18 protein-coding genes are annotated in these 19043 nt (G+C 49.0%); 8 read left to right on the top strand and 10 right to left on the bottom strand.

Going from position 1 to position 19043, the window contains the following annotated elements:
* Positions 1 to 4 precede the first annotated feature (4 nt).
* The 5 genes from fabD to yceD form a co-directional block, all read right to left on the bottom strand.
* The gene (gene fabD / locus BIZ37_RS05355) at positions 5 to 928 is read right to left on the bottom strand and encodes an ACP S-malonyltransferase (RefSeq protein ID WP_187460608.1); all 924 of its coding nucleotides are present in this window, start codon (positions 926 to 928) and stop codon (positions 5 to 7) included.
* Between the two features lie 96 nt (positions 929 to 1024).
* Complete coding sequence (locus tag BIZ37_RS05350; protein WP_107300142.1) at positions 1025 to 1981, bottom strand: beta-ketoacyl-ACP synthase III; 957 nt, start codon at positions 1979 to 1981, stop codon at positions 1025 to 1027.
* Between the two features lie 5 nt (positions 1982 to 1986).
* Positions 1987 to 3012: a phosphate acyltransferase PlsX gene (plsX, locus tag BIZ37_RS05345; RefSeq protein WP_187460607.1), complete on the bottom strand. Its 1026-nt coding sequence runs from the start codon at positions 3010 to 3012 to the stop codon at positions 1987 to 1989.
* Positions 3013 to 3021: 9 nt separating this feature from the next.
* On the bottom strand, positions 3022 to 3192 hold the full coding sequence (gene rpmF, locus BIZ37_RS05340) for a 50S ribosomal protein L32 (RefSeq protein WP_039468809.1): 171 nt from the start codon (positions 3190 to 3192) through the stop codon (positions 3022 to 3024).
* A gap of 19 nt (positions 3193 to 3211) precedes the next feature.
* Positions 3212 to 3727: a 23S rRNA accumulation protein YceD gene (gene yceD, locus BIZ37_RS05335; RefSeq protein ID WP_107300144.1), complete on the bottom strand. Its 516-nt coding sequence runs from the start codon at positions 3725 to 3727 to the stop codon at positions 3212 to 3214.
* Between the two features lie 302 nt (positions 3728 to 4029).
* On the opposite strand from yceD, the gene BIZ37_RS05330 reads away from it, so the two are divergent.
* A complete protein-coding gene (locus BIZ37_RS05330; protein WP_187460606.1) occupies positions 4030 to 4611 on the top strand; it encodes a nucleoside triphosphate pyrophosphatase in 582 nt (193 codons plus the stop codon).
* A gap of 56 nt (positions 4612 to 4667) precedes the next feature.
* Here the strand turns inward: BIZ37_RS05330 and rluC are convergent, their stop codons facing one another.
* The gene (rluC, locus tag BIZ37_RS05325; RefSeq protein WP_187460605.1) at positions 4668 to 5615 is read right to left on the bottom strand and encodes a 23S rRNA pseudouridine(955/2504/2580) synthase RluC; all 948 of its coding nucleotides are present in this window, start codon (positions 5613 to 5615) and stop codon (positions 4668 to 4670) included.
* A gap of 446 nt (positions 5616 to 6061) precedes the next feature.
* Between rluC and rne the strand changes: the two genes are divergently transcribed.
* On the top strand, positions 6062 to 9448 hold the full coding sequence (gene rne / locus BIZ37_RS05320; protein WP_187460616.1) for a ribonuclease E: 3387 nt from the start codon (positions 6062 to 6064) through the stop codon (positions 9446 to 9448).
* Positions 9449 to 9729: 281 nt separating this feature from the next.
* Positions 9730 to 11286 carry a SulP family inorganic anion transporter gene (locus tag BIZ37_RS05315; RefSeq protein WP_187460604.1) on the top strand — a complete coding sequence of 519 codons (1557 nt, stop codon included), beginning with the start codon at positions 9730 to 9732 and terminating at the stop codon, positions 11284 to 11286.
* 91 nt (positions 11287 to 11377) lie between these two features.
* Here the strand turns inward: BIZ37_RS05315 and BIZ37_RS05310 are convergent, their stop codons facing one another.
* Together BIZ37_RS05310 and BIZ37_RS05305 are read right to left on the bottom strand one after the other, a co-directional pair.
* Positions 11378 to 11830, bottom strand: a complete 453-nt coding sequence (locus BIZ37_RS05310; RefSeq protein WP_187460603.1) for a low molecular weight protein-tyrosine-phosphatase — start codon at positions 11828 to 11830, stop codon at positions 11378 to 11380.
* A gap of 29 nt (positions 11831 to 11859) precedes the next feature.
* Complete coding sequence (locus BIZ37_RS05305; protein WP_187460602.1) at positions 11860 to 12543, bottom strand: DUF3313 family protein; 684 nt, start codon at positions 12541 to 12543, stop codon at positions 11860 to 11862.
* A gap of 165 nt (positions 12544 to 12708) precedes the next feature.
* On the opposite strand from BIZ37_RS05305, the gene BIZ37_RS05300 reads away from it, so the two are divergent.
* The 3 genes from BIZ37_RS05300 (at position 12709) to BIZ37_RS05290 (ending at position 14716) form a co-directional block, all read left to right on the top strand.
* On the top strand, positions 12709 to 13500 hold the full coding sequence (locus BIZ37_RS05300) for an adenosylcobinamide-GDP ribazoletransferase (protein WP_187460601.1): 792 nt from the start codon (positions 12709 to 12711) through the stop codon (positions 13498 to 13500).
* Between the two features lie 11 nt (positions 13501 to 13511).
* A complete protein-coding gene (gene cobO, locus BIZ37_RS05295) occupies positions 13512 to 14117 on the top strand; it encodes a cob(I)yrinic acid a,c-diamide adenosyltransferase (protein ID WP_187460600.1) in 606 nt (201 codons plus the stop codon).
* A gap of 164 nt (positions 14118 to 14281) precedes the next feature.
* Entirely contained in the window at positions 14282 to 14716 is a 435-nt protein-coding gene (locus BIZ37_RS05290) for a phosphate-starvation-inducible protein PsiE (protein ID WP_187460599.1), read from the top strand.
* A 430-nt stretch (positions 14717 to 15146) separates the two neighbouring features.
* On the opposite strand, the gene BIZ37_RS05285 is transcribed toward BIZ37_RS05290, so the two are convergent.
* Both BIZ37_RS05285 and BIZ37_RS05280 read right to left on the bottom strand, forming a co-directional pair.
* A complete protein-coding gene (locus tag BIZ37_RS05285) occupies positions 15147 to 16472 on the bottom strand; it encodes an anaerobic C4-dicarboxylate transporter (RefSeq protein WP_187460598.1) in 1326 nt (441 codons plus the stop codon).
* Between the two features lie 322 nt (positions 16473 to 16794).
* A complete protein-coding gene (locus tag BIZ37_RS05280) occupies positions 16795 to 17835 on the bottom strand; it encodes a metal-dependent hydrolase (protein WP_187460597.1) in 1041 nt (346 codons plus the stop codon).
* A gap of 190 nt (positions 17836 to 18025) precedes the next feature.
* Here BIZ37_RS05280 and BIZ37_RS05275 point away from each other — a divergent pair, with 190 nt between their 5' ends.
* Together BIZ37_RS05275 and BIZ37_RS05270 are read left to right on the top strand one after the other, a co-directional pair.
* Positions 18026 to 18478, top strand: coding sequence for an HPP family protein (locus BIZ37_RS05275; protein ID WP_187460596.1), 453 nt, complete (start codon positions 18026 to 18028; stop codon positions 18476 to 18478).
* A 125-nt stretch (positions 18479 to 18603) separates the two neighbouring features.
* Entirely contained in the window at positions 18604 to 19011 is a 408-nt protein-coding gene (locus BIZ37_RS05270) for an ester cyclase (RefSeq protein ID WP_187460595.1), read from the top strand.
* Positions 19012 to 19043 lie beyond the last annotated feature (32 nt).

Genomic DNA, 19043 nt, shown 5'->3' with positions numbered 1-19043 from the left:
TGTGTTACTTAGCAGCGTCAAGGCTAGCGGTATCATTAACCGCTGCGCCGCTCAGTGAACGATTGATTCGTTTTGTTAGGCCAGTCAATACTTTACCAGGGCCAAACTCAAGCAGAGACTCAATACCTTCAGCAGCCATACGCTCAACAGATTCTGTCCAGCGAACAGGGCTGTGCAACTGCTTAACTAGCGCTGTCTTGATAGCAGCAGGATCAGTCTCTGTTGCTACGTCAGCGTTATTGATGACTGGTAGTACTGGCGCAGAGAAAGTGATGTTCTCTAGGGCATCTGCCAGTTTGTCAGCAGCAGGCTGCATCAGTGCACAGTGAGAAGGCACAGAAACAGGTAGTGGCATTGCACGCTTGGCACCGGCTTCTTTACAAAGCACGTTAGCACGCTCAACCGCTTCTTTGTTACCTGCGATAACAACCTGGCCCGGTGAGTTGAAGTTAACTGGCGAACACACCTGGTCTTGGGCTGCTTCTTCACATGCCTTGGCAATTGCGTCGTTGTCCAGGCCAATAATGGCAGACATCGCACCGATACCAGCAGGGACAGCCGCTTGCATAAGTTGGCCACGTAGCTCAACCAGCTTCACAGCGTCTTTGAATTCGATAACGCCCGCACAAACTAATGCCGAGTATTCACCTAGGCTGTGGCCAGCCAATACTTCTGGCTGAGCGCCACCCACTTCTTGCCATACACGCCAGATAGCCACTGAAGAAGTCAGTAGCGCAGGCTGGGTACGGTGAGTTTGATTTAGGTCTTCAGCTGGGCCGTCTTGTACCAGTGCCCACAGGTCATAACCCAAGACTTCAGATGCCTCAGCAAAAGTTTGCTTAACCACATCGTACTGCTCAGCCAAATCAGCCAGCATACCTACGGTTTGAGAACCTTGACCCGGAAATACAATCGCGAACTTAGACATTCGAGAATCCTTATTCTGTGTAACTGAAAACTCAGTTTTGCTAAATCGGGCGAATAGATAATCCTTACTCGCCCAAACTAAATAAAAAGATGGTGTTTAGAACTTCACCAGCGCAGAGCCCCAGGTGAAACCGCCACCAAAGGCTTCAAGCAGAAGCGTCTGACCACGCTGGATACGGCCATCGCGGACCGCTTCGTCGAGTGCTGTCGGTACCGTTGCTGCAGAGGTATTACCGTGACGGTCCAATGTAACAACAACCTGATCCATCGACATCGACAACTTCTTCGCTGTTGCCTTGATAATACGCAGGTTTGCCTGATGCGGAACCAACCAATCGAGTTCTGACTTATCCATATTATTGGCAGCCAGCGTATCCTTCACTAGGTTGGACAACTGGGTAACGGCAACTTTGAACACTTCGTTGCCTGCCATGTAAAGCCACTTGTCGTCACTAAATGCTTGGCCGTGTTCTGGCGTAGCAAGGCTGAGTAGACCACCAAAATGGCCATCAGCATGAAGATGAGTAGAAATTATACCCGGCTCTTCGCTAGCACCGATGACAACAGCGCCTGCACCATCACCAAACAAGATGATCGTCGAACGATCTTCTGGATCACATTTGTGTGAAAGCGCATCGGCACCGATCACCAGAACATTTTTCGCCATACCCGTTTTGATATGCTGATCTGCAACACTCAAGGCATAAACAAAACCAGAACAGGCCGCAGCAATATCAAACGCTGGACAGCCTTTGATATCCAGCATACCTTGCACTTGGCAAGCGGCCGATGGGAACGCGTGGCTCGCACTGGTAGTCGCTACAATGATCAGGTCGATGTCATCTTTTTCAATGCCTGCCATTTCAATAGCATTCAATGAAGCCTGATACCCCATCACCGCGACAGTTTCGTCTTCGGCGGCAATGCGGCGCTCTCGAATACCGGTACGAGCAACAATCCACTCATCACTGGTTTCAACCATTTGTTCTAAGTCGGCATTAGAACGTACTTGCTCCGGCAGATAGCTGCCAGTACCTAAAATTTTGCTATACATGAAGACTAATAATGCCTCTCGAGTAAGACTTCTTCCAAACGGTCACTGATTTTTGTCGGTATTTGCCGTTTGACCTCGTGTACCGCTTCACCAATCGCATTGGTAAAGGCAGTTGTATCAGCACTACCATGGCTTTTCACCACAATACCGCGCAATCCTAACAGACTCGCGCCGTTATACTGGTCGGGGTTCAACTGTTTCAAGCTATTAAATAGGTCACTAAACAGCCATCTAGCAATCAACCGTTTAACCGGATTACCGTAAATAGCACGTTTGATCGCACCAATAAACAGGTTAGCCACGCCTTCGCTGGTTTTCAGGCTGACATTACCGACAAAACCATCGCAGACAATCACATCCGCCTTACCACTATAAAGCTGATCACCTTCAAGATATCCGATGTAATTGATATCTGGCGACTCGGCCAGCATTTCGGCACAACGCTTGACGAGATCATTACCTTTAATCTCTTCTTCACCAATATTGAGCAACGCAACCCGTGGAGGGACAGCATGTCCCTGTTCAGCCAATACTGACCCCATTACCGCAAACTGGAACAGGGTATCGGCATCACAAGAAACATTAGCCCCTAAGTCTAGCAGCCAGGTCTTGGTCTCGTTCTGAGTCGGAATAGCAGAAACCAATGCAGGGCGATCTACCCCAGGTAACTGCTTGAGGATATAACGGGACAAAGCCATCAAGGCGCCGGTATTCCCTGCACTGACACAGGCATCGGCTGAACCTTCTGAAACCGCTTCTAAAGCTGCACGCATTGACGAGCCTTGGCTACGGCGCAACGCTTGAGACGGGCGGGTATCGTTTGCTATTACGTGGTCGCAGTGAACAATGCGAAGACGAGGGTGATTCGTTTGATTCAGGAGGGATAGTTGGGCAGTGATCGCACTTTGATCACCAAATAAAATGACTTTGAGCTCTGGGAATTGCAACAGTGCCTGCACGGAGGCAGGCACTGTTACATGAGGACCGAAGTCCCCGCCCATTGCATCAAGTGCAACGGTTAGACCACTCAAGGCTCAACCTTACTTGTTGATAACCTTACGGCCACGGTAGAAACCGTCAGCAGTTACGTGGTGACGTAGGTGAGTTTCACCACTTGCAGAATCTACAGATACAGCTGCAGTTGTTAGTGCATCGTGAGAACGACGCATACCACGTGCTGAACGTGATTTTTTGCTCTTTTGTACGGCCATTAACCCTACTCCTGTTAAATTACTTACTTAGATTTTTCAATACTGCAAACGGATTCGGACGCTCATCAGCAACGGGGATCTCACCAAAAGTCATGTTTCCACTGGCTTTGCAGTCAGCTTCATCATGCATAGCGACTTGAGGTAATTCCAGAATCAATTCGTCTTCGACAATTTGAATCAGGTTGATCTCACCATTTTCGTCGACATCAGCCGGCTCATAAGCTTCCGGTAAATCATCTGCTGCCTCTGGTTTGAGGAGCGGACTGTAACAGAACTCAACACGATACTCGTGTTTGAATCCTTCCTGACATCTCTGACAGGTCAGCATCACTTCGATATCTGCGCTACCGCGCATAAATGCGATTCGACGCTGGTCCAAGTCAAATGACAAGGTGACGTTTGCATCACGTGTTACGCTCTGCGTTGACTCGGCCAATCGCTCAAGTAATTCGGCTTTGATGATGCCATCATAGTCGAGTTTTTTTTGAGCAGCGCGAACCGGATCAACCGTAAGCGGCAATTTTACCTTTTGCATAGGGCGCGAATATTAGCCTTGTAATCAGTTTGAGTCAAAGGAAATGTGTGCGAATTAACAGCATTTAGCCAATTCGTATGCTTGATGCCTGATACAAGCTCTCCAGCACTGCCACTTCCACCATTTTGTCTGTTATCTGCCTATCCACCAATAACTTGTACTGCTGCACACATCAGCTCAAATAACACACAAAAAGTGGTGAAAACCCAACCAGCAACCCCGCTTTACTTACCATTATAACGTAGCCTTCACAAAGCAAGATGCGTAGACTAACACAACCTAGCAATAACCCGGTAATCGTCATGCACCAACCAATACTCCTGGCTTCAACCTCCCCTTTCCGCCAATCACTGCTACGGAAACTTGCCCTGCCCTTCACCACGGCCAAACCTGATGCCGATGAGACCCCATTACCCGGCGAGCAAGCCGAGCAGTTAGTGATCCGGCTTGCAGAAGCAAAAGCAAAGGCCTGCGCCAGTGAGCATGAAGAGCACCTTATTATAGGCTCCGACCAAGTTTGTGTGATTGATGGCCAAATCATTGGCAAGCCCCATACAGTAGAGAATGCTTGCCGCCAACTCAAAGCCGCCAGTGGAAAAACCATCACTTTTTATACAGGGCTATGCCTACACAACGCCCAAACAGGCGTTAGCGAGGTTATCTGTGAGCCTTTCCATGTCCACTTCCGTGAGCTGACCGATGAAGAAATCCACAATTATGTCGAGCGTGAGCAACCACTCAACTGTGCAGGCAGCTTCAAGAGTGAAGGGCTTGGTATCGCCCTGTTCGACAAACTGGAAGGTCGCGACCCAAACACCTTAGTCGGTTTACCGCTCATCGCATTGCGGGAAATGCTCGCCAAGCAAGGCATCAGCGTTCTATAAATAAACGGCAGTCTGAACTGCCGTTTTTTTTGTCTAGAAGCAATATAAGGATGGCATTACGCTTTACGGCGCAGTTTCTCTACCGCCTGTTTAAGCTTCTTCTCCATCGGCGCACTGATGTCCATCTGCTCATCACTGCCCGGGTGGGTAAACTTGATGTTTGCCGCATGCAAGAACAAACGGTCTAGCCCAGCCTTTTTGGTAAAAGCGTCAAAACGCGGATCGCCATAGCGGTCATCCCAGGCTATCGGGTGGCCGGTATACTGGCAGTGCACACGGATCTGGTGGGTGCGGCCTGTTACCGGGCTCGCCTGTACCAGAGTCGCTTGCTCTAGTCGCTCAAGTACCTTGAAACGGGTATCAGACGGCTTGCCATTCGGGTTAACCCGGACAATGCTGTTGACCTCGTTTTTTAGCAATGGCGCCGTCACTTTCTTGCAACTCGCCTTCCACTCGCCCATCACCAAGGCAAAGTAGTATTTCTGTACCGTTTTGTTGCGGAACTGCTCCTGTAGCTTACGCAGCGCAGAACGCTTCTTCGCTACCAGCAAGATACCGGAAGTATCACGGTCGATACGGTGGACAAGTTCAAGGAAGCGCGCATCGGGACGCAGAGCCCGCAATGCTTCAATGGCGCCGAATTTCAAGCCACTGCCACCATGAACCGCTGTACCGGACGGTTTGTTGAGGATCAGCATGTGGTCATCTTCATAGATGATGCACGCCTCAAGCTCAGCGACCTTGTCCAGCTTAGTGCTAATCGGTGCTTGGTCTTCTTTTTCCGGTACCTTTACCGGAGGAACCCGAACAAGATCACCGTCCTGCAATTTGTATTCTGGTTTTATACGTTTTTTGTTCACTCGCACTTCACCTTTACGCAAAATGCGGTAAATCATACTTTTTGGTACATTTTTTAGCCGTGCGCGAAGAAAGTTATCGATCCGCTGGCCTGCAAAGTCATCAGATATTTCGATGAACTGCACTTTTGGTTTATCATCTTTCATGGGTTTCATTCTAACATGCATGCAAAGCAGATTGCCGCAAAAAAGTCACCCTGCTATCATTGGCGTGCAGAGGTAGGAAAATTTGCCTACTTTGCCAACAGGGTGAACAGAATAACACCCGACTGATGACTATATATACCGCTCTGATGAAAAACGCAGCATGTGGCGTAAGACGTTTATTTCTTCGGAGTGTTTTTTTAGTGCCCTTTAGTGGCAAATTATTTATTGGTGTGACAGATACCGCCGTCACCATCGGTGAGCCAGCTGTACATTTTCAGATCTAAACATCTTGGTACAGTTGGATGATACGTGTTGCCACATAGCACCCCTGAATTCCAGCCGTGAGGTTGCATTTGAGATCAGACTTGGGGTCCGGCACCACCAGTAAAGACACGTTGCTAAGTGCACTAGCACATGAAAAAAACGAGTACAATATAATGAAAAGAATGTTGATTAACGCAACTCAGAAGGAAGAGTTGCGCGTCGCATTAGTTGATGGACAGAAGCTGTTCGATCTTGATATCGAGAGCCCTGGCCACGAATCTAAAAAAGCAAATATCTACAAAGGACGCATCACACGTATCGAACCAAGTCTGGAAGCAGCGTTCGTTGACTACGGTGCTGAACGCCACGGTTTCCTCCCTCTTAAAGAAATCGCCCGCGATTACTTCCCTGCTGACTACTCTTATCAAGGCCGCCCTAATATCAAGGAAGTGCTGAAAGAAGGTCAGGAAGTTATTGTTCAGGTTGACAAAGAAGAGCGAGGCAACAAAGGCGCCGCCCTTACCACCTTTATCTCTCTTGCAGGTAGCTACCTGGTACTAATGCCAAATAACCCACGTGCTGGCGGTATTTCTCGCCGTATCGAGGGTGAAGAGCGTACCCAGCTGAAAGCGGCGCTAAGCACGCTTGAATTGCCTCAGGGCATGGGTCTGATTGTACGTACAGCCGGTGTTGGTAAATCTGCTGAAGATCTGGAATACGATCTGAACTACCTACTTAACCATTGGGAGCGTGTCAAAGACGCTGCTGACTCGGCACCTGCGCCTTTCCTTATTCATCAGGAAAGTAACGTGATTGCCCGTGCTATTCGTGACTACCTACGCCGTGATATCGGTGAGATTGTTATCGACAGCAAGAAAATCTTTGACCGTGCCCGCGATCACATCCAACAGGTTCGTCCAGACTTCCTGTCCCGTGTGAAGCTATACGAAAACACAGAAACACCGCTGTTCAACCACTACCAGATTGAAAACCAGATCGAATCCGCCTTCCAGCGTGAAGTTCGCCTGCCATCTGGTGGTTCGATTGTTATCGACCCAACTGAAGCACTGACCTCAATCGATATCAACTCTGCCCGTGCAACCAAGGGTGGCGATATCGAAGAGACTGCACTTCAAACTAACCTTGAAGCCGCAGACGAAATTGCTCGCCAACTTCGCCTTCGTGACCTTGGCGGCTTGGTGGTTATCGATTTCATCGATATGACGCCGGTACGCCACCAGCGTGAAGTAGAGAACCGACTGCGTGAAGCGGTACGTATGGATCGTGCCCGTGTTCAGATCGGCCGTATTTCTCGCTTTGGCCTGTTGGAAATGTCTCGTCAGCGTCTGAGCCCGTCTCTTGCTGAAGCTAGCCACCATGTGTGTCCTCGCTGTAGCGGTACTGGTGTCATCCGTGACAGTGAGTCTCTATCGCTTTCAATCCTTCGCCTGATCGAAGAAGAAGCACTGAAAGACAATACCTCTCAGGTACTGGCCATTGTGCCGGTGGCGATTGCCTCGTACCTGCTTAATGAGAAACGTCGCTCGGTACAGTACATTGAGAAATCACACAATGTACGCGTGATCATCGTACCAAATGCCAACATGGAAACCCCTCACTTTGAAGTGGTCCGTGTCCGTTCTGGTGATGAGCACGATACGCTGTCTTACAACCTGCCAAGCACGTTGGAAGCACTGCGTGAAGCCGAGTCAGCAGAAACGGCTCCACAAGAGCGTGTAACGAAGAAACGCGAAGAGCCTGTTCTTCAGGGCTTCAGTGCACCGACACAAACACCTTCAACGCCGAAAGCCAAGCCACAGCCAACTAAGAAAGCGGCACCGGCAGCCAAAGCGAGCGAAGAGAAGCCAGGTTTCTTCAGCCGTATCTTCTCGGCAATTGCAAGCTTCTTCTCAGGCCCTGAGCAGGAAGAGCAGCCTAAAGAGAAGAAAGAGGCGAATAAACGTAACCGTCGCGATCGCAAAGACAACCGTCGCAACCAGGACAACCGTCGTGGTGAGCGTCAGGAAGGCCGTCGTGGTGAGCGCCAGCAAGACAACCGTCGTGGTGGCAAAGACAACCGCCGTGGTCGTCAGGAACGTACAGACCGCCAAGAAGCGGACAGCAACAAGAAGCAGCAGGTAGCTGAGCAGCGTGAACAGCGCCAGGCGCGTCGTCGCAATGAAAAAGCGAAAGACAAGCCGGAGCAAAACGCTGAGAAGCCAACCCAGCAGCAGCGTAAAGACAAAGACCAGAAACGCCAGCGTCGTGACCGTGATGATGCCCAGGCCCAAAAACCTCGTCGCGAACGCGATCAGGAGCAAAAAGCCAAAGCTGACAAGCCGGTTGTTGAAGAGCAGCGTCAGGAGCAGGAAAAAACTGCCAAGGTGAAACAGCGCCGTCAACGTCGTGAAATGCGCAAGAAAGTGCGTATTGTCGACAATGCCGAGCTGAATGCAGCCGAAGCGGCGAAGCCTGAAGTTGCTGAAACACCAGTAGCGAAGTCAGAGCTTCAAGAAATGGGCACTGCGATGGCTCAGGAAGCGAAAGCAGTTGCAGAAACATCTGAAGAGAAAAACGGTGAGCAAGAAGGCCAGCGTCGTAACCGCCGCTCCCCTCGCCACCTGCGTGCAAGTGGCCAGCGCCGCCGCCGTATCCGTGACACCCGCCCTGAGAAAGGTGAAGACATGGAGACAATGGTGACAGACGCTGTCGGTCACGCGGTTGAAGAAGTCACCGATACCCTGAACGATATCGAAAATGTGGTTTCAATCGTTGAAAAACGTAAACCAACCGTTCGCCTGAAGAGCGGCGTTGCATCGCCTGAAATGGCAATGGGCAAAGTATGGCCTGCAGCAGGTAAGCCAGCAGTTGCGGCTATCGAAACTCCTGCTGAGACTGAAGCGCCGGCGACAACAGCAGCACCTACCGCTGAAGTTGCTGACAAGGCGGCTCCTGCCCTAGGTGGTGTTGCTATGCCTGAGCTTGCTATGGGTAAAGCTTTCCCACTGCGTGCTGAAGTGGCTGCACAACCAGTAGTTGAAGAAACTGTTGTCGAAGAAGCTGTTGTTGAAGAAGCTGTAGCTCAAGAGCCAACAGTAGAAGCACCTGTTGCTGAAGAGCCATCACTAGAAGCGCCTGAAGTTGCAGAAACAGCAGAAGAGACTGCTGAAGAAGCACCTAGAGCGGAAGCAGAAACTGATGTCGCTGCAGCTATTGCTGCTGCACAAGCTGCAATGCTGGGTATGCACGCACAGCAGGCGGCTGAAGAGCAAGCAGAAGAAGCACCGGTAACGGCTACTGAAGCAAGCACTGAAGCGCCAGTAGAAGAGGCTAAAGCCCCTGTTGCTGATATTGAAACGGCCACTGCGCAGATTTGTGCCACGTCTCCACGCGGCCAGCATGCAACAGCTGCCATGGCAAAGGCACCAGCCCCGGCGGAAACTGCTGAAGCTGAAGTCGTTGCTATTGCACCGCTACGTGAAGCACGCTTCGCAGCGCGCCAAGCAGGTAGCCAGACAGCAACTAGCCACGCAACGTCAAGTGCGCAGTCTACGATGCCAAGAGCATAGTAAGCTAACGCTTGCAACCTGATAGAAAAGCCATGCATAATTGCATGGCTTTTTTTTGCCTGCAATTTCCCCGTTAACTGGGCCCTCCCTTTGCAATGACTGCAACTTTTCACTAATAACATTACTGACATCAAACTTTCTTACACTAAGTAACAGGCAGGATGAATAATTCAGCTTGAAAGTTGAACTGAATCACAGATTTCTGTAGGATCCGCGGCTTTGTAGCCTTAATAGCAAAGCTACTCCAATCAATCACCAGAGTCAGATCAAAACCTATAAGCATGTTTGAATTCCCACAATTTTCACGACAATCCGTCAAGAATGACGTTCTTTCGGGGCTTACAGTTGCCCTTGCCCTTGTACCTGAAGCAGTAGCATTTGCCTTTGTCGCTGGTGTTGACCCAATGGTTGGCCTTTACGCTGCCTTCATCGTTGGCTTGGTAACGGCTGTACTTGGCGGTCGTCCGGGTATGATCTCTGGTGCTACCGGTGCTATGGCCGTTGTTATGGTCAGCCTAGTCGCAGAACACGGTATTCAGTACCTTTTTGCCGCCATTATGCTGGCCGGTGTTCTGCAAATCCTAGCCGGTGTCTTCAAGCTTGGTAAATTCATCCGGATGGTACCGCATCCGGTAATGATCGGCTTCGTTAACGGTCTGGCTATTGTTATCTTTCTCGCCCAGCTGGGTCAGTTCAAAGTACCGGATGCAACCGGTGCCCTACAGTGGATGCAAGGCTCCCAGCTTTACGTCATGCTTGGCTTGGTTGCCCTAACTATGTTCATCATCCACTTCCTGCCAAAGCTAACCAAAGCAGTACCGTCTTCACTGGTTGCGATTATCACGGTAACCGTGCTGGTTCATGGCCTTGGCTTGGATACCCGTACGGTGATTGATTTCGTCCGTTCAATGAGTGGCGATGCCAACGCGACCCTGGCAGGTTCACTACCGACATTCGCTATCCCTGAAGTGGGTTTCAACATGGAAACCCTGCGCATTATCTTGCCATATTCTTTGATTTTGGCGGCTGTCGGCCTGATTGAATCGCTGTTGACCCTGACGGTTATCGACGAGATGACAGGTACTCGCGGCCAAGGCAACCGTGAGTGTGTGGGCCAGGGCGTTGCTAACGTCACCTGTTCTGTTTTTGGTGCAATGGGTGGCTGTGCGATGATCGGCCAGTCGATGATTAACATCAACTCTGGTGGCCGTGGCCGTCTGTCAGGCATCACAGGTGCGGTTGGCCTATTGCTGTTTATCCTATTCGGCTCGTCGCTAATCGAAATCATCCCTCTAGCTGCACTGGTTGGTGTGATGTTCATGGTTGTTATCGGTACCTTTGAGTGGGCAAGCTTCAAGATGGCCCGCAAAGTGCCTAAACATGACTTCTTCGCCATTATCTTGGTAACCGGGGTAACCGTTGCATTTGACTTGGCACTGGCTGTTATCGTTGGTGTGATTTATTCTGCGCTAGTCTTTGCCTGGAAACATGCCAAACACATTTACGCATCAAGCTATGTTGATGACAATGGTTCGAAAGTCTATGCACTAGACGGCCCGCTGTTCTTCGGTTCGGCAGCTAACTTCCTTGAGTTGTTCGATGCTAAAAACGACCCTGCTGATGTGATCATTGATTTTGCAAAGTCACGTGTTGCGGATCACTCAGCAATCGAAGCCATTGATACGATTGCCGAGCGTTACGCTAACCAAGGTAAGACATTGCACATCCGCCACCTAAGCCCTGAGTGCCGCTCGCTACTGAAAAAAGCGGGTAACTTGGTGGAAGTGAACCTGATGGAAGACCCAACTTACAAGGTTGCCACCGATACGCTTGGTTAACCCCTTTGGTTGAGTAGAAACAAAAAAACGCCCGCATTAATCAATGCGGGCGTTTTTATTGATAGGATTACATTACTTGTATCAGGGGCTGTTAAAGTTTATCGAGTAAACCATCTGAGGCTTCTTCGACTAAATCGAGAACATAATCAAAGCCGCGCTGGCCACCATAATACGGGTCTGGAATTTCCTCGACATCAGCCCGGCCGAATTCCAGAAACAGTGCGAGCTTACGATGGAGGTGGGTTGGGCAACTGCGCTTGAGGTCACGCAAGTTATCGTTATCGGCAGCCAAAATCAGGTCAAACACTTCAAAGTCGCCTTCTACCACCTGCCTGGCACGGATCCCCTCGAAACTATACCCCCTCGCCTCGCCGGCAGCACGCGCACGGTGATCGGGCAGTTCGCCTTGGTGGTATCCTATCGTCCCGGCTGAATCCACCTCGATATCTACCCCTCGCTCTGCAACCTTCGCTCGCAGTACCGCCTCTGCCGTCGGTGAACGGCAGATATTGCCCATACATACCACCAAAATCCGTTGCGTCATTGTCACTCCTTAACCGCGTATGATTGCTATTAGCTTTGCTCGTTGTTCTTCGCAGTATAAGCGCTCAAACGGATAAAATGGACGATGTCCTGAGTAAATCGGTCAACTGTTTCCTGAATTTGCTCGAAGCGTAACATTTCGCGGTTATTTTCCAGCACATCTTTGGCCAATATGACACTGACACGCTCAGCAAGGATTTCTTCGGTCTGGCTATCAAGTAACTGGGACTCCACCAAAATACGGACATTCCGATCCCTTGTGCCAAGCAGGGCCTTGGCACCACCAATCAAAGCACCATAGGGCAATATTTCAGTAATTTTGAGATCCTCCATATCGGTACTGGCCCGGCTTATCTCTACACGCAAAATAGCCGTTTTATCACCCAGCTTATCAACAATCGGGACCCCAGCAGAGAGCTCCTCCTCAAGCAAATGCTGCAGCCTAACCGAGACCCTTTCTAAAACCACTGGCGGGATCTGGTGTACCGTTTGGGTGCGCTGATGAAGCCCAACAGGCTCAATGATCAATTGCTGATAGTCTGATAACGCCACTTGCGGAGACACCCACTGCAAGCCATTAGCGTCTTTAATGTAGCTCACCTCTTCAAGCTGATGACTGTTTGCCGCCGTAATGACAGCCTTCTCATCTTCTGTAGGTAAACGACTTGAACACCCAGCCGATATCAAACAACACAAAACCACCAACCAACGCATAACCTTCCCCCAGCAAATTAAATTTACAGTATGATATGCGCATTAAAATCTATTTACTAGTCGTCAAGATAACATTTAGCACTTTTTTGCCTCTGTACTTTGCTGGTATCTCAACAAAGGTTGAAGTAACGTATTGTCTTTCAAAATTCAGCAAGGCCGCTAACCATGTCGCTCACTCTCCCGGCGTTAAAGCAACAAGGACACATTTTCCTGATCGCACTCGCTTTCTTTACCCGTATCCCAATTCCGGCAGATACCCCCTATTCCGCCGAACTGTTAAACAAGGCCAACCGATACTTTGCCTTGGTTGGCCTGATAGTCGGTCTAATCAGCGCGGTAAGTTTCTGGCTGGCCCATCTTGTATTACCTGCCTCTGTCAGCGTGCTCATTGCCATGGCAACAAGCCTGCTGATTACCGGTGCTTTTCATGAGGATGGATTGGCTGATGTCTTCGATGGGTTCGGCGGGGGTTGGCAACCGGAACAAAAGCTAGAGATTATGAAAGACTCGCGGCTCGGTACCTATGGAGCAGCGGCTCTGTTTGTCGTTCTAGCCATAAAGTGGTCAAGCCTGACAGCCCTCGCAGAAATATCCCCGGCCTTCACCGCTCTAGCACTGTTCTGCCTTCATGGTTTAAGCCGTGCTGTTGCAGCCAGCCTTATCTTCAGCTATCCCTATGTTCGCCTGGATGAACAAAGCAAGGTCAAGCCACTGGCCAATGAGCAAAGCCAACAAGATTTGTGGGTTTTAATTATCACCAGTTTCTTTATATTACTGTTTTTGCCACTGCCAATGGCACTCATTCTCACCACCGCCCTGCTACTGGTTCGTTATGCCTGTGGCCGCTGGTTTACCCGGCAACTAGGGGGCTATACTGGAGATTGCCTTGGCGCATGTCAGCAACTAGCTGAAATTACAGGTTATCTGATCATATTGGCAATGGTAGCCCAACTATAAAAAGGATCATCATGGTAGATCAAAACCAGAAAGACAGCCGCTACAAAGCCCGCCAACAAAAGGTCAAAGCGGAAATCGATGCCAAAGTTGCCTCTGCGCAAGAAGAGAAGGGGCTGTTTCTGATCATTACCGGTAATGGCAAGGGTAAGTCCACATCCGGTTTTGGCACCATCGCCCGTGCGGTGGGGCACGGCCAGAAATGTGGCGTCGGCCAGTTTATCAAAGGCACCTGGGACTGTGGCGAGCGCGCCTTGCTCGAGCAACATAATGTTGATTTTGCCGTCATGGCAACAGGCTTTACTTGGGAAACCCAGAATAAAGAAGCAGATACCGAAGCTGCCCAAGCCACCTGGGCGGAGTGTAAAAAAATGTTGGGAAGTGATAGCTATGATGTCATTCTTCTCGATGAGCTGACCTATATGGTGACCTATGGCTACATTGAGCTAACTGAAGTCATTGAAGCCATTAAGAACCGTCCAGCATCACAGTCGGTGATTGTGACTGGGCGTGGTGCCCACCGGGAACTTATTGAAATGGCTGATACTGTTTCCGAAGTTCGCAATATTAAACATGCCTTCGAAAGCGGTGTAAAAGCCCGTAAGGGTGTGGACTGGTAACCGAAAAGTTAGTGTAAAGTAGCCACTTGTTGCTTGATGGTGGCTACTTATCCATCTCGATCTTTGTCACATTTTTTACTTGACCCTTGGCAAGAAAAAGCCAATATTTGGCTCATAACAGGTCTATTAATCAAGGCCAATTACAAGTCTTACAAGGGACACAAATGCCTTCACATTTACCAAAAAAATTCAGTGAGATATTCCTCAAACTGTTCCATATTCTCGAAGCTATCTTGCTTGTTGGTATCACCTTGGCCACTCTGGCTGCCATGATCAATGAATTCATCGTGATCTATACCAACCGCCAGATTGCGCTGACAGATATCTTGCTGATGTTTATTTACCTTGAAGTGCTGGCGATGGTACAGCAGTTCGTTACCAACGGGAAAATTCCTGTTCGTTATCCGATTTACATCGCAATCATGGCAATAGCGCGCTATATCACCCTCGGTATGAAAGAACTCGATGGTGCCTATATTGTCTGGCTATCAGTTGCCGCCTTTATCCTAGCCGCTGCAACCTTGCTCATCCGCGTCGGCCACCATTACTGGCCTTACGAAGATGCCGAAGAGCCCGGCTACCGTAATTCGCACGATTAAACGTAAAAAGGGAGTGAATATTCACTCCCTTTTTTAATATACGTTTATTCTTGGTGCGATTGAGACTTCTTGGATTTGTCCAGCTTGTTCCTATAGTAAGTCTCAGCTTTTTTGACGACCTTGTTATGCATTTTCGCGCGAAGAGATTCAAAGTCTGTCACCGTCAAAACCCGTTTTAAACTGTTAATTTCTACCTCACCAATTTCCTAGATACACTCAACCATCACAGCAGCAGCTAAAAACAAACTGCCAAACCCCAACAATATATGATAATTTTTAATCAATTATATACTCAATTAATTGCTTGGTTGAATATTTTTTATCGTGATTTACAAAACTTTAATTACTCAATTCATTTTAATATACAAAAAAAACCAGTGACCGAAGTCACTGGCTTGCTTTTCAAAATCGCTTATTTGATTAAGATAAATTAAACAATCATTTGCGCTATCGTATACCCAAACGCACAAGCCGAAACCACCCCTATCAACCCCGGAACCATAAAACTATGGTTAAAGTACCATTTACCAATCTTAGTTGTACCAGTGACATCGAAGTTGCAGGTCGCGATATCCGATGGGTAGTTTGGAATGAAGAAATAGCCATACGTTGCAGGCATCAAACCTATCAGTAGTGCCGGGTTCAAACCCATGGCCATACCGACCGGCAGCATCATACGTGCTGTTGCTGCTTGGCTGTTTACCACAACAGAGACAATGAACAGTGCGAGCGCAAAGGTCCACGGGTAATCCTGAACCATCTCAGTAATCCCGGTTTTAAATGAAGGCATAGCATATTGGAAGTAGGTATCACTCATCCAGGCAATACCAAAGATAGCAATGGCCGCCACCATACCCGACTTGAACACCACCCCTTCAGGGACTTTCTGCACATTAGTACGGGTTACCAATAAAATTAGGCCGCCAAAGGCCAGCATCATCATCTGGATGATCACCGACATTGGGATCGGTTTAGCACTGTCGCCAATAGTACGAATCTCTGGCACCATCGCAACAACGACAATCGATACCAAGGCTAAGATGAAAAGCAGTACCGCATGTTTGGCTGATGTCGGTAGTTTCTCGTCTAATGATGTCGCAGTGGTATGAAGGATTTTATCTTTCCATAGCGGGTCGCGCAGGCGGCGCTGGTATTCGAGATCTTCAGACAAGTCTGCGCCACGGCGTAAGCTATACAGTGACAACAAGAAGGTACCTAGCAACGTCGATGGCACGGTAACCATCAGGATAGTCAACAGGTGAATACTCTCCTGTACGCCGGATAACTGCGCAAGGTAGTAAACAACAGCCGCCGAGATTGGACTTGCCGTAATGGCTAGCTGGGAAGCAACAGAAGAGGCAGCCATCGGACGCTCTGGGCGGATACCGTTCTTCAACGCGACATCACCGATAATCGGCATGATGGAGTAAACCGCGTGGCCGGTACCCAGCATAAATGTCATGGTATAAGTCACTAAGGGTCCAAGGAAAGTGACACGTTTAGGGTTACTGCGCAGGATACGCTCAGCCACCTGTAGCATGTACTTAAGGCCACCAGCCGCTTCCAGAATAGACGCACAGGTCACCACCGCCAGAATGATCAGCATTACAGTGATTGGCGGTGAAGTCGGTGGCATCCTGAAGACAAAGACCTCAATCAACAAACCAAGGCCTGATACAACCCCTAAGCCAATACCGCCAAAACGGCTACCTGCGTAGAGCACCAATAGGAGAAATAAAAACTCCAAGTACAGCATATTCGCTATCTCCCTATATCGAAACATTTAACCCAAAAGGGGTAGTTAATTGAAATTGGGAGCATAATGGCAGTATGAAACTTGTAGCTAATTGATACTTATCAATTTCTACAAGTTAATTTCTGCAGGTGAATTGAAGTGTGAATAATAGCGTATAAACGCCGTACGCTAAGCGAAAAATAGCTACACAAAGCGTACTAGTGACAAACCAGATATTAACCTAACCGCTACATTTTTATCGTGGCACAAATAAAAATAGCTGATGAGATAGTCAGTTACCCCTCATCAGCCATTGCTGTAATTTTCATTTAACGTATTTAACTTACCGGCTCGCCAGCGGTACGGTAGGCCTCGGGCATTCGGAGACGTGGCATAAGTTCGCATCGATATCTTGGTTACCGAGCAGTCGTAGCCACAAGTTCGGGATCTGCGCTAACCTTCCTCTTGGGCTTTCGACCCTAACAGGGTCTATATTTGTCCATTCATCTTGTTTTTCTGCAAGGGCAAACTGGAACGCAAGCTGCTCTCCCATTCCCAACCGTAGATCTGACGCCACCAATTTAGACTGGCGCAGCTCGTATTTAATAAACCCACCCGTGAAATGCTCGAGCATTTGTTGGTGCTCAGAAGCAAGTTGCTCTGGCCAAGCCCCTAATGGCTTTTGCAAAAAATCTATTTCAGTATCACCATCCAGTACCGAGGATAAGCCTTCGTAATAATTATCTTCACCTTTTACCACCACTCGCCAAAGCACGGTATTAAATGGCGTTGGGGTAATAAAGACCGGCTGTCCGGCAAGCGGCGTGCCCTCTAACTGCTGCTCAACCCTGCTATCTATGATATTCATCGCACTGACCGACCAAACGATATATAGCGTTGAAACCGCAAGCCCTGCCGTACAAAGCTTGGCGATACGATCACGCCACAATAGGCTCGCCAAAATCACAAGCAATAACGGGATAGTGTAGAGCGGGTCGATAATAAACAAGCTAGGCATAGCTACCGGCACATTGATCGGCCAGAATAACTGGGTGCCATACGCGGTCATCGCGTCAAGTAGCGGGTGGGTGATCAAACAAGCTGCAACCAGAAGCCAAAGGTGATTGAAACTAAAGCGGGTTGGCCGCCATTTTTGCCACAACCAACTCAATAGAAAAGAGAAAGGCAGAAGGACAAACAGCGAGTGGCTAAATCCACGGTGCTTCACCATGTCCGACACCGGATCACCATAGCTGATCATGACACCAAGATCCGGCAATGTGCCCAGCGCCGCACCAGCTAACAAAATCTTTGGGGAACACTTCCTGCCTGCTACTGCACCGGCGACCACTGCCCCTAACGCCGCTTGTGTTACTGAATCCACAATTATTCCTTATTCATTTTGTGAGCCGCCACCTTATCAGAGCTATTAGTAGCTACGCAACAAGTTACAAAATTGTTTACATATGAAAAGGACTTGTTCTGAAAACTAGGTTTTGCTCGCAGATCGATAACGTAATATTCGCTACGGTAAATCAGGCAACACCCATCAACTTTGATAAAAGGAAGATGCAATGCCAACAAAAGTCTCGGAATACATGACACGCAAAGTCATCACCACCTCCCCAGAAACCGGTCTCAGAGAAGCCTTCTTTTTGATGCGCGACGAAAACATTCGTCACCTGCCCGTCGTCAATGATGACGGCGAACTGGTCGGGATTGTGAGTGACAGAGAACTCCGCCGCCCAGGTTGGGTCGATGAATCTCCAGAAATCGGCCACGAATACCACCTGACGGATGAGTGGCACATCAGCGATGTGATGATCCGGGATATTGTCCATGTCCGTACCTACGACACCCTGACCAAAGCCATCAGTACTGTATTGGACTTCCATGTCGGCGCTGCACCGGTGCTGGACAAAACGGGGCAACTGGTCGGTATGTTGTCGGCTATTGATCTGCTAAAAGCCTTCCAGGATATTTTAGAAAGCCAAAAATCAGCCAAGAAAAAAAAGCAATTGGCTTAAACCATAAAAACCATAGCCCTACCCCGCTGTAGGGCTTTCTAAAATACATTTCCCCTCTGCCTAACAAAACCTACCTTATATATCGTCTATCTTTACCAATGAACTCCTTCATTGAGTAAATAGCGATGACCCTAGCAATTACTGACTACGAACGGGTGTGGATTGATGGACTAAACCAAGGTACGGTATCAGGCGCAGATGAAGCCTTTGCGGCGACTGGAATTATTCATATTGCAGGCGCACCATCACCGAACCTTTCCGTTTCAGAGTTCAAAAATCTGGTACAAGGCTTGTTAACCGCATTTCCAGACTTGCACTTAACGGTTGATGACCAAATCGTTTCGGGTGATAAAGTCGCGACAAGATGGACAGCTGTCGGAACCCACACCGGGCCATTAGGCGATACCGCCCCAACCGGGCAACCGGTTAAGTTCGAAGGCTTGATATTGGACCGTGTCGTAGACGGCCGTGTCGTTGAACGCTGGGAGCAGTGGGACCAAATGGGGATGCTCCAGCAATTAGGTGTGGTGTAATGCTGTAAATGACCACGTGCTGTTTCCACTAG

This window comes from Photobacterium sp. BZF1, from assembly GCF_014349205.1.
Classification (GTDB): Bacteria; Pseudomonadota; Gammaproteobacteria; order Enterobacterales; family Vibrionaceae; genus Photobacterium.
This window is presented reverse-complemented; position numbering and strand designations above follow the sequence as displayed.

Bases quoted from the DNA above. Each gene is read 5' to 3' on its own strand.
- BIZ37_RS05270 (WP_187460595.1), top strand. From the start codon at position 18,604: ATGACCCTAGCAATTACTGACTACGAACGGGTGTGGATTGATGGACTA.
- yceD (WP_107300144.1), bottom strand. From the start codon at position 3,727: ATGCAAAAGGTAAAATTGCCGCTTACGGTTGATCCGGTTCGCGCTGCT.
- BIZ37_RS05290 (WP_187460599.1), top strand. From the start codon at position 14,282: ATGCCTTCACATTTACCAAAAAAATTCAGTGAGATATTCCTCAAACTG.
- BIZ37_RS05300 (WP_187460601.1), top strand. From the start codon at position 12,709: ATGTCGCTCACTCTCCCGGCGTTAAAGCAACAAGGACACATTTTCCTG.
- cobO (WP_187460600.1), top strand. From the start codon at position 13,512: ATGGTAGATCAAAACCAGAAAGACAGCCGCTACAAAGCCCGCCAACAA.
- BIZ37_RS05310 (WP_187460603.1), bottom strand. From the start codon at position 11,830: ATGACGCAACGGATTTTGGTGGTATGTATGGGCAATATCTGCCGTTCA.
- BIZ37_RS05330 (WP_187460606.1), top strand. From the start codon at position 4,030: ATGCACCAACCAATACTCCTGGCTTCAACCTCCCCTTTCCGCCAATCA.
- BIZ37_RS05305 (WP_187460602.1), bottom strand. From the start codon at position 12,543: ATGCGTTGGTTGGTGGTTTTGTGTTGTTTGATATCGGCTGGGTGTTCA.
- BIZ37_RS05350 (WP_107300142.1), bottom strand. From the start codon at position 1,981: ATGTATAGCAAAATTTTAGGTACTGGCAGCTATCTGCCGGAGCAAGTA.
- rne (WP_187460616.1), top strand. From the start codon at position 6,062: ATGTTGATTAACGCAACTCAGAAGGAAGAGTTGCGCGTCGCATTAGTT.
- rluC (WP_187460605.1), bottom strand. From the start codon at position 5,615: ATGAAAGATGATAAACCAAAAGTGCAGTTCATCGAAATATCTGATGAC.
- rpmF (WP_039468809.1), bottom strand. From the start codon at position 3,192: ATGGCCGTACAAAAGAGCAAAAAATCACGTTCAGCACGTGGTATGCGT.
- BIZ37_RS05285 (WP_187460598.1), bottom strand. From the start codon at position 16,472: ATGCTGTACTTGGAGTTTTTATTTCTCCTATTGGTGCTCTACGCAGGT.
- fabD (WP_187460608.1), bottom strand. From the start codon at position 928: ATGTCTAAGTTCGCGATTGTATTTCCGGGTCAAGGTTCTCAAACCGTA.
- BIZ37_RS05275 (WP_187460596.1), top strand. From the start codon at position 18,026: ATGCCAACAAAAGTCTCGGAATACATGACACGCAAAGTCATCACCACC.
- BIZ37_RS05315 (WP_187460604.1), top strand. From the start codon at position 9,730: ATGTTTGAATTCCCACAATTTTCACGACAATCCGTCAAGAATGACGTT.